Below are 10567 nucleotides of genomic sequence, written 5' to 3' on the forward strand. Positions count from 1 at the left end.
ACCGCGACGGAGGGCGACTGTGAGCCACGACCTGCGGCGTGACCTGCACGACCTCAGCCAGAGCGAGCGCCCGTTCCTCGACGACCTGCCGATCGCGCTGCTTCAGAAGCGGGCGCACCGTCGGCGCGTCCAGCGTGCGGCGACCTACTCCGCCATCGGCGCCGCCACCGTGGCCGTCCTGGCGCTCGGCGGGATCGCCGGCGCCTCAGCGCTGCGCCATCGAGCTGCGGATCCCGCGCTGCCGGACGCGCCCGCCCCGACACCGACCGCGTCCGCCGCCTCGCCCGCGCCGACCACGAGAGCCACCCCGACGGCCACCCCGACGGCCACCGACGCAGTCTGGGCACCCGGCTGGGACGCGTGCGCCCAGACGATCGCCGAGGACTCCTTCGTCGACACCGACGACGCGGGGGACTACTGGTGGTCGTCGACCACGGCCGACTGGCAGATCAGCCCGAACGTCGGCGAGCCGTTCGAGCTCGGCCTGCAGCTCTCCTCGACCAGCCCGCAGGCCCAGACCGTCCAGGTGCGGCTGGTGGACGTCTGGGCTACCCGGTTCGACCAGGACACCTTCACCTGGAATGTGGTGGGCGTCGCCAACCGGCCGCTGGGGAACCTCACCGAGGGGGTGCTCCCGGCATCCGACACGGCCACGTACGTCCCGCTGCCGCTCGCGCCCGCCGAGGTGCAGATCGCCTCCTGCGCTTCGGCGCCAGGCGCCGGCGGCGACGGTGCGCTCGACGTCCCGCTCGTCGATGGCGAGTACGAGCTGGTCGTCCGGACCGACGTGACGAAGGCTGACGGCACGACACAGCGGGTGTACTCGTTGGTCGGGGCGCTCGGGGAGCCCCCGCCGCAACCGGAGCCGGGTGCCGCTCCCACCGAGGAGCCGACCAGCTCCGCCCCGAGCGTCTACGAGCCCTTCCATCTCGCGCCGGGTGTCCCTCTGCGGCTCGGCACAGGGCTCACCACGAACAACGCGACCATGTCAGGGCAGGACCAGATGTCCTTCTGCGGCAAGGACGTCGCCACTGTGACGCCCGTGCCCAACACCCCGCAGACGCCGGCCACCCTCTCGGCCACGGGCTTCCTGGCCGATGGAGAGCTCGTGGTCCAGATGACCACCACGAGCACCGGGCCGGCCTCGGTGGGCGCCGACATCGGGCTCCCGATGGCGTACATCGCACGGGACGGACGCCTGGTGGGCCTGGTGCAGAACCCGAAGAGCTACTTCGCGATCGACCAGTGGCCGGCCGAGGAGTCTGTCCAGTACGAGCTCGCGGTCGGCCGCTTCACGTGCACCTTCATGCTGGGTGAGCCGTGGCCGGCGGGCACCTACGACATCATCTACCAGCAGTCGCTGCGGCCCGGCGACGGCACGGCCTTCGACATGTCAGGCAGATCCACCTTCACCATCGAGTGACGCAGGACCCACCAGGCGCATGCGCACGACGTTCGACCGGCCCCGGTCGTCCGTGACCGCAGGCGGCGGGCACCATGTGGCAGGTCTGAAGACGGCGTGGCGCCCGAGATCCACGCTTCGGTCGGTTCAGCGGCGGGCGCGCACGCGTTCGCGGATCACGTAGATCGCGGCCAGGACGAGGCACAGCACGGCGGTCGAGGCGAGCTGCCCGCGGGCCTCGCCGTCGGACAGCATGAGCGCGACGAACCCCCCGAGCAGCACGAGCGTGGCCCAGCTGAGGTACGGGAACAGCCACATGCGTACGCCGAGCCGGCCCTCGGCCTCGATCCGGCGCCGCAGACGCAGCTGCGAGACGGCGATGAACACCCACAGGACGATCAGCGAGCTGCCGACGGCGTTCAGCAGGATGCCCAGCAGGCGGTCGGGGAGCAGCCAGTTGAGCAGGACGCTGAGGACCGCGCACACGATCGACACGGCGACCGCGGCGACCGGGACCTCGCGCCGGGACACGCGCAGCAGCGCGGGCGGTCCGTCCCCGCGCTCAGCGAGGGAGAACGCCATCCGGGACGTGCCGTAGACGTTGGCGTTGAACGCGGACAGCAGCGCGACCACGACGACGAGCCCCATGAGGCGCGACAGCCACGGGATGCCGGCGAGGTTGAGGACCGCGACGAACGGACCGTCGATGAGCTGCGGCGAGGTCCATGGCAGGACGAGCACCATGATCGCGACGGAGCCGATGTAGAAGAGCAGGATCCGCCAGACGATGCTGCGCGCGGCGGTCGCGATCGACCGTTCGGGGTCGGTGGACTCCGCTGCCGCGATGGTGATGATCTCGATCCCGCCGAACGCGAACACCACGACCAGCAGGCCCGACGCGATGCCCGCGAGACCGTGCGGCGCGAACCCGCCGTGCCCCAGCAGGTTCGCGGTCCCGACGGGGTCGGTGCCCGGCAGGACGCCGAGCGCGAGCAGCGTGCCGACGACGAGGAACACGACGATGACGGCGACCTTGAGCGACGCGAACCAGAACTCGAACTCCCCGAAGCTCCGCACTCCCACGAGGTTGACGACCGCGAAGGCGCCGATGAGGACGAGAGCGACGATCCATTGCGGCACGCCGAGCAGCCAGCCGTGGATGATGCCCGCCGCGGCGGTGATCTCCACGCCGAGCACCATGATCAGCGTCACCCAGTACATCCAGCCCATGACGAAGCCGGCCCAGCGCCCGATGCCGGCCTCGGCATAGGTCGAGAACGAGCCGCTCGACGGGATCGCGGCGGCCATCTCGGCGAGCATCCGCATGACCAGGACGACGATGCCGCCCGCGATGACGTAGGAGAGCAGGATCGCGGGCCCGGCGATCGCGATGCCCTTGCCGGTGCCGATGAACAGGCCCGCGCCGATCGCGGAGCCGAGGCCCATCATCGTGAGGTGGCGGACCCGCAGACCATGGCCCAGCGGGCTCGGGGGCTCGATCGCGACGATCGAGGGCGTACCGACAGGGTCGGACGCGATGGGGGGGCTCACCGCTCGAGGCTACCGACCCGATGAGGAGCAGCCGGCGACCGTCCCGTCAGGCGCTCGTCGCCCAGGGCTCGCGCGCCGTCCGGACGGGTTCTCCGGTGCGGGCCGCCTCCTCGATCGCGAGCCCGAGGAGGTGGTCCTGGCTGCCCTCCGCGAGCGGGTAGGGCGCCGGGCCGTCGTCGTGCAGCCACGCGGCCGTCGCGGCGAGGAGCCCGGCGACGGCGAGGTCGTCGTCGGCCAGGCGCGCGCCGACGAACGCGTTGCGGTAGAGCACCTCGCCGTCGAGGCTGACGTGGTCCAGGTCGAACCCCTCGAGGTCCTGCTCGATGCCCGACTGGCGCCGTACCAGCCGCGACTCGACGACGGTGCGCGGCCCGGTGAACCGCACGAGCCGGTCGTCGACGAGCTCGCCGGTCGACCCGCGCACGACGATCCGGTTGGTGCGCAGCGGGTTGTGCCACTGGTTGTCCGTGAAGTCGTAGAGCGCGCTGCGCCCGTCGCCGAAGTCCAGGGTCGCGAGGATCGTCGCAGCCGGCGTCGGTGCGGTCGCACCGCTCCAGCCGTCGCGGCAGACCGGGTCGAGCAGCGGCGCAGTGAACGTGCTCGCGCGCACGGTGACCTCACCGTGGCCGGCGCCGAGGAGCCGGCGGACCACCGCGACCGCGTGGTAGAGGTGCGTCGACGAGATCTGGACCGAGGTGGCCCGGCCGACGGCGCCGCGCTGCACCGCGGCGATCCGCGCGACATGGGCCGGCATGAAGGGGCTGTGCTCGGCGACCTGGACGAGCCCCGAGGTCCCGACGTCGGTCCACAACGCGCGCAGCTCGGCCGCGTCGGGCGCGGGCGGCGTCTCCGCGAGCACCGGCATCCCCGCGGCGACGAGCTCACGGATCGCGACCGGCGTGACCGGCCACGGGACCGCGACGACGACGACGTCGGGGCGGCCGGGACCGGCGACGAGCTCGCTGATCGTGCGGACGGTCGGCACGCCCCAGGCGCGCTCGATCTCGCGGCCCCGCTCGGCCGTGCGCGTCACGACCGCCGACACCGCGAACCGGTCGGGCAGAAGTCGGGCCATCCGGACGAAGAACTCGGCCCGCCAGCCGCTCCCGACGACGCCGAACCTCAGGGGTCTGCTCATGCGCGCCACGCTAGCGCGACCGGATCTCGAGCCGACCCAGCCCCCCGTTGTGCGGAGCTCCTCAGCGGGCACCCAGGTACATCACGTACCGTCACGGGGTCCGCCGCCCGAAAAAGGGTGGAGAGACCGATCATGTAAGGACAGTGACGTGCGCCGACTGGCAGCCACCACCCTTGCCCTCGCGCTGCTGCTGGCCGGCTGTGCAGGCACGAGCAAGTCCGATGCGTCTGCATCGCCGACCGAGACACCGGCCGCGGCGGCCTCGACCGCCAGCCCGGCCGACATCGCCGCCCTCGCCTCCGTGCAGGTCGCGGGCGATGCAGGCGCGCAGCCCAAGTTCACCTTCACCCAGCCGTTCACGCTCACCGCGATCGCGTCGCGGCTGATCACGCCCGGCACCGGGGCCAAGCTCGAGGACGGCCAGATCCTCGCCGTCCACTACTACGCCGTGAACGGTGCGGACGGGACCGACCTCGGGACGTCCTTCGGCGCCGCGACCGTCCCCCTCACCATGGGCGACACGGGCAACGGCACGGAGATGAACGCCGCGCTGGCCGGGCAGAACGTCGGCGCGCGGATCCTCTTCGGCGTCCCCGGAGCTGAGAGCACCGAGCTGATGCTCATCGAGATCGTGGGCGCCAAGACGGTGCCCGACCGTGCCGAGGGCGAGGCCGTCGCCCCCGTCGCGGGCCTGCCGACCGTCACGCTCGCCGCAGACGGCAGCCCGACGCTCACCCCCGTCACGGGTACCGCGCCGACCGCGCTCGTCGCCCAGCCGCTCATCAAGGGCTCCGGCGCAGCGGTCACCGACGGCCAGACGGTCACCGTCAACTACACCGGATGGCTGTGGGACGGCACGAAGTTCGACTCGTCGTGGGGCGGCTCGAAGTTCACGTCGGCCCTGACGTCCGGCTCGATCATCGACGGCTGGATCAAGGGTCTCGTCGGCCAGACCGTCGGCAGCCAGGTCCTCCTGGTCATCCCCCCGGACCTCGCCTACGGCGCGACCGAGCAGGGCACGATCCCGGCGAACTCCACGCTCGTCTTCGTCGTCGACATCCTCGCCGCCTCCTGACCGACGCACCTGCCTGACAGCGGCGCCCACCTCCACGCGGGGGTGGGCGCCGCTGCGTCAGGCCTGCGACGTCGCCCTGTCCTGACCTGCGGGCGGGGGCGTTCGGCGCACCTTCCCAGCGTCGTCGTGCATCCTGGACCCGTGCTCGACGACTTCGACCGCGTGCTCGCACAAGCGCGCCGCGGCTCCCCGGAGGCGTTCCAGTCGCTCCACGGCGACCTGGTCCGTCCAGTCGCGGCGTACCTGCGGAACAAGGGCGTGACCGAGATCGAGGACGTCACGAGTGACGTGTTCCTCGCGGTCTTCACGGGCCTCGACGGCTTCTCGGGCAGCCAGGCGGCGTTCCGGTCGTGGGTGTTCACGATCGCGCACCACCGCATCGCCGACCACTGGCGCCGCGAGGCCCGCACCCCCGCGCTCGTCGAGCTCACGCTGGACGACACCGGCGGCACGACCCCGGCCGCCGAGCACCACGCGCTCGATGCGCTGGGCACAGCACGGGTCCACGAGCTGCTCGACACCCTGACGCCCGACCAGCGCGAGGTCCTGCTGCTGCGGATCGTCGCCGACCTGACGCTCGAGCAGACCGCGGAGGTGCTCGGCAAGCCGGCGGGCGCGATCAAGTCGCTCCAGCACCGGGGCCTCGCGGCTCTGCGCAAGATCGTCGAGCCCGAGGGCGTATCCCCATGAACCCCTTCGACGATGACAGGAGCATGAGAGCCCGGGACGAGGAGCTGCTGCGGGGCACGGCGGTCAACGCCGACCCGGCACTGACAGCGCTCGTCGCGATGCTGCGCGAGTCGGCCGAGGCGCCGGGACCGCGACCGACCGATGCGCTCGCGACGATGCTGCGCACCGGCCGTGCGCCGGGCGCCGTCACCCCGCGCCCTGTCGCTGCGTCGACCGCCGTCCCGCTGGCCGTACGCGTGCGTCGGCTCACGAGCCGTGCCGCAGCCCTGGGGCTCGCCGCGAAGATCGCCCTCACCGCCGGCGTCGCGGTGGCCTCGGTCGGCACCGCAGCGGCGGTCGGCGGCCTGCCCGCCGGGGTGCAGGAACGCGCGAGCGAGACCCTGGGACACATCGTCGCGGTGCTCGCACCCGGACATCAGCGCGACACCGACGACGGCACGCCGGCCGCGCCGACGCAGTCGCCGAACGGCGCCGCTGCCCTCCCCGGCGCGGCGGGCTCAGCGTCCCAGCGACCGACGCAGCACGCGTCACCGGCCGATCTTGCGGCGTCGGCCGAGGCGCGGGGCGAGGCGCGCAAGGAGCTTCCGGACGCGGCCACGTCGAACCGCGCCGTGCCCGCACCGGGCCCTGGTTCGGCTGACTCCGGGGACTCGACGGCACCCGGCCCGTCGTCGGCCGAGGCCCAGGACGCGCATGCCGCCGATCGCGCGGCGGGCCCGAGCACCGGCGCGTCGAACGGCACCGAAGCGACCGACCAGGAGGCGACCGCCTCGGCGACGCCCACGCCGACGCCGACCCCCGAACAGACCCGCTCCGCGGGACGCGGCTGAGAACTCGTGCCGGCCGACCCGTATCCCCGGGCGCCGCGAACCCGATGACCCCCCCGAACGACCAACCACGAGTGGCCACACCCGTCCGGGCAGGCCGCCACGAGTTCAAGGAGTACCGATGAGCACCAGTGCACTCGCAGCAGTCGTGACCAAGCTGACCAGCCTCGGCCTCGCAGGCAAGGCAGTGGTCGGCGTCGTCGTCGCGACCGCCGCCGTCGGCGCCGTCGGCGCAGCCCAGGCCGCCACCCCCGCACCCGTCGACTCGGTCACGGCACCGACGTCGTCGGCCAGCGCCTCGGCGACCGCGTCGGCCACCGCGGAGCCGACGGACGACCCGACGACCGAGGCCACGGACGAGCCGACGACCGAGCCCACTGAGGACGCGACCGAGGCGCCGCACACGCGGCCGACCGACCTGCCCACCGCGTCCGCGTTCGGCCAGCGCGTCTCCGAGGACGCGCGTGACGGCGGCGTCGACGGCCAGGAGATCTCGACCGAGGCCAAGGCCCGCGCCGACGTACGCCACGACTCCAGCGAGAACGACGCGGACACCGACGACGCGACCGACGCCGCCACGCCGGTCGCCGTCCCCCAGACGGTCGCGCCGGTGCAGATCGACGGCGAGAGCACGCACGACGCTCGCCCCTGAGAGTCTGACCGGGCCGCTCCCCCCTGCCGGCCCGGCCAGCTGACGACGAAGCCCCGTGATCTTCCCCGACCACGGGGCTTCGTCATGCCACCGCAGCGATGTGCGCCGCCGAGCCGAGGCGGGCCCCCGATTCCTTCTCTTGCGAGCCGTCGTGCCCAGGGTGAGACAACTGCTTCCGAACGGCGGGATGTCACCCGTTTGCCGAATTCATCGGCGAATTTCATCCACAATTGTCCGCTATGCCGTATTATGCTGGCGGTAACGGTCTTTGGAGTGCCATCGGTGTCGCAGGTGGTCCGCATCGTGGCAGCCAGAGAGGCAGAGGTGTGGGGTGGACAGAGCACGCGGCATCCGTCGCTTGAACCGCTGGTCGCTGGGCGCCGTGCTGGTGGTCGTGCTGGGACTCGTGTCCCCGGTCGCCGCGCAAGCCGCCACGAGCTACGGAACCACCGGCCCCAGTTACAGCGGCGTCACACACCCCCCGACCTCCGACAAGCCGCAGAGCAAGCTGTGGTGGAACGACGGGTCGTGGTGGGCCTACATGTGGGCCGGGAGCAGCGGGTGGCACATCGAGAGACTCGATCGCGCCACCGCGAGCTGGGTGGACACGGGTGTCCTGGTGGACTCCCGATCGACCACCCTCGCGGACACGTTGTGGGACGGCAGTCACCTCTACATCGCATCGCACGTGGCGACTGTCTCCACCATCAGCTCGCCCAAGGTATCCAAGTCCGGACAGCCGGCGAAGCTCAGGCGGTACAGCTACTCGGGCGGTGCGTACACCCTCGACGCCGGCTTCCCCACGACGATCAGTGACTACTCGACCGAGTCGATGACCATCGACGAGGACTCCACGGGAGTCATCTGGGCGACCTGGGTACAAGTCAAGGGCAGCTCTACCACCGGCTACACGGCGACGACCTACGTCAACGCCTCGGCTGTGGGCGGCACCAGCTGGCCGACTCCGTTCCCGGTCCCCGGTGCCAGCAACCCGAACCCGTCCGTGGACGACATCTCTGCGGTCGTGGCATTCCAGCGCAGCAAGATCGGCGTCATGTGGAGCGACCAGCTCACCGGCACGGTGTGGTGGGCCTGGCGCAACGACGGGACGTCGGCGACCGCGGCTGCATCGTGGCACGTGGGCTCGGCGAACCGCGGACCCCACCAGGCCGATGACCACCTCAACCTCAAGACCCTGCAGGCCGACGACTCCGGTCGCGTCTTCGCCTCGGTCAAGACCAGCCTGGACTCCAGCGGCGGAAGCACCTCGCAGGCCCAGCTGCTGCTGCTGACCTACAAGCCGGGAACCGGCTCGTTCGACTCCACGCCGATCTCCACCATCGCTGACTGCCAGACCCGACCGCAGGTCGTGCTGGAGAGCGACGCCCGCCTGGTCCACGTGTTCATGACGGGGCCGTCGACTTCGGTGACAGGTTGCCCGTACGCCGGCACCCCGGGTGCGATCTACGAGAAGACGGCGTCGATGGACAACCCGGTATTCGTCGACGGTCGGGGGACTCCCGTGATCGAAGACGGATCCTCGGCGAACGTCAACAACGTCACCACGAGCAAGCAGCCGGTCGACGCGACCACCGGAATGGTCGTCCTGGCGTCCAACGACTCCACCAAGCACTACTGGTTCGCCGACTGGGCGCCGACAGTAGCCCCCCCGCCACCCCCCACACCTGCACCCACGGCAGCGTTCACCCTGACCCCGGCATCAGGCGCGGCACCGCTGAACGTCGCGTTCACTGACACCTCCACGGCAAGCCCGACATCCTGGTCGTGGGACTTCGGCGACGGCAGCGCCCCGGACACCACCCAGAACCCCACCCACACCTACACCGCCGCCGGCACCTACACCGTGACCCTCACCGCCACCAACGCGTCGGGCTCCGGCACGGCCACCCAGACCGGCGCCGTCGTCGTCTCACCCGCACCCGCACCCACGGCAGCGTTCACCCTGACTCCGGCATCAGGCACGGCACCGCTGAACGTCGCGTTCACTGACACATCCACGGCAAGCCCGACATCCTGGTCGTGGGACTTCGGCGACGCCAGCGCCCCGAGCACGAGCCAGAACCCCAGTCACACGTACACCGCTGAGGGCAGCTACACGGTGACGTTGACCGCCGCGAACGCGTCGGGTTCCAGCACGGTCAGTCAGGCCGATGCGGTCGTGGTGTCGCCGCCGCCGCCCGCCAGTAGCGGCATCACGGTCGGCGCCTCAACGTCAACCCAGTCGACCAGCGCGGCCACAGCTGTGACACTTCCGACACCGACCGGGCTCGTCGCAGGTGACTTCTTGGTCGCCGAGATCAACGCGGACCAGTCGCCCACCATCTCCTCGACACCGGTCGGCTGGAGCTCCATGATCGCCAAGCTGTCGCCTGGTGGGCTCGCGAGCACGTTCGTCTATTACCACGTGGTCACCGACCCGACCCTCGAGCCCGCGAGCACGACGTGGACCTTGTCGTCCGCTCAGAAGTGGGGCGGTGGCGTGAGCGACTTCCACGGGGTGGACACCGCCAACCCGTTCGACACAGCTGCCGCGACCAAGGTGACGACGAGCGGCTCAACAACCATCACCGTGCCCAGCGTCACGACTGTGACCCCGGACGCGCTGCTCGTCGGCGGGCTCTGCCTCAACTCCACGAGCATCACCGGTACCCCGCCCACCGGCTGGACCGAGGCATGGGAGATCGTCGGCGCACAAGACGCCTCGTTGTCCTCCATGCCTCAACCCACAGCCGGGAGCAGCGGCACCACTACCTTCACGCTCAGCGCGTCGACCACTGCGGCGGCTTGGGTGCGCGCCCTCCGACCAGCTGCCTGACGCCGACCGAGGGCGTCAGCGGTCGATCGAGCCCATGTCGGCGTACCGGTCACCGGCAGCGGCGCCGATCGGCAGGGCAGCGTCGAGCGCGGCCAGGTCCTCTGCGGTGAGGTCGACCGCGTCGGCTGCGACGTTCTCCTCGAGGTACGCGATCCGCTTGGTGCCCGGGATCGGGACGACGTCGGGCCCCTGCGCGAGCACCCACGCGAGCGCGAGCTGGCCGGGCGTGACGCCCTTGCGGCTCGCGATGACCCGCACGGTGTCGACGAGCGCGAGGTTGGCGTCGAGCGCGTGACCCGTGAAGCGCGGGTTGCTGCGGCGGAAGTCGTCGGGGGCAAGCGCGTCCGACGACGTGATCGTGCCCGTGAGGAACCCCCGACCGAGCGGCGAGTAGGG

General features: G+C 71.5%; 9 protein-coding genes. 6 read left to right on the plus strand and 3 right to left on the minus strand.

Annotation, left to right across the window (positions count from 1 at the left end; genetic code table 11):
• The first annotated feature begins 19 nt into the window (after nucleotides 1-19).
• A complete protein-coding gene (locus tag VFW79_RS09005) occupies nucleotides 20-1423 on the plus strand; it encodes a hypothetical protein (RefSeq protein ID WP_329676975.1) in 1404 nt (467 codons plus the stop codon).
• Between the two features lie 126 nt (nucleotides 1424-1549).
• On the opposite strand, the gene VFW79_RS09010 is transcribed toward VFW79_RS09005, so the two are convergent.
• Nucleotides 1550-2953, minus strand: a complete 1404-nt coding sequence (locus VFW79_RS09010) for an amino acid permease (RefSeq protein WP_329676976.1) — start codon at nucleotides 2951-2953, stop codon at nucleotides 1550-1552.
• 46 nt (nucleotides 2954-2999) lie between these two features.
• Nucleotides 3000-4091, minus strand: coding sequence for a Gfo/Idh/MocA family oxidoreductase (locus tag VFW79_RS09015; RefSeq protein WP_329676977.1), 1092 nt, complete (start codon nucleotides 4089-4091; stop codon nucleotides 3000-3002).
• 148 nt (nucleotides 4092-4239) lie between these two features.
• Here VFW79_RS09015 and VFW79_RS09020 point away from each other — a divergent pair, with 148 nt between their 5' ends.
• The 5 genes from VFW79_RS09020 to VFW79_RS09040 all read left to right on the plus strand — a co-directional run bounded on the left by VFW79_RS09020 (nucleotide 4240) and on the right by VFW79_RS09040 (nucleotide 10171).
• A complete protein-coding gene (locus tag VFW79_RS09020) occupies nucleotides 4240-5166 on the plus strand; it encodes an FKBP-type peptidyl-prolyl cis-trans isomerase (protein WP_329676978.1) in 927 nt (308 codons plus the stop codon).
• 141 nt (nucleotides 5167-5307) lie between these two features.
• The gene (locus VFW79_RS09025) at nucleotides 5308-5856 is read left to right on the plus strand and encodes an RNA polymerase sigma factor (RefSeq protein WP_329676979.1); all 549 of its coding nucleotides are present in this window, start codon (nucleotides 5308-5310) and stop codon (nucleotides 5854-5856) included.
• Nucleotides 5857-5879: 23 nt separating this feature from the next.
• Nucleotides 5880-6686 (plus strand): hypothetical protein, encoded by an 807-nt coding sequence (locus VFW79_RS09030; RefSeq protein WP_329676980.1) that lies wholly within the window; start codon nucleotides 5880-5882, stop codon nucleotides 6684-6686.
• Between the two features lie 118 nt (nucleotides 6687-6804).
• Nucleotides 6805-7335 (plus strand): hypothetical protein, encoded by a 531-nt coding sequence (locus VFW79_RS09035; protein WP_329676981.1) that lies wholly within the window; start codon nucleotides 6805-6807, stop codon nucleotides 7333-7335.
• Between the two features lie 331 nt (nucleotides 7336-7666).
• Nucleotides 7667-10171: a PKD domain-containing protein gene (locus tag VFW79_RS09040; protein WP_329676982.1), complete on the plus strand. Its 2505-nt coding sequence runs from the start codon at nucleotides 7667-7669 to the stop codon at nucleotides 10169-10171.
• Nucleotides 10172-10186: 15 nt separating this feature from the next.
• Here VFW79_RS09040 and VFW79_RS09045 read toward each other — a convergent pair.
• The coding region (locus VFW79_RS09045) for an aldo/keto reductase (protein WP_329676983.1) at nucleotides 10187-10567 on the minus strand (381 nt) is incomplete at its 5' end.

Origin of the sequence: Cellulomonas sp., from assembly GCF_036279715.1 — a bacterium.
Taxonomy (GTDB): domain Bacteria; phylum Actinomycetota; class Actinomycetes; order Actinomycetales; family Cellulomonadaceae; genus Cellulomonas_A.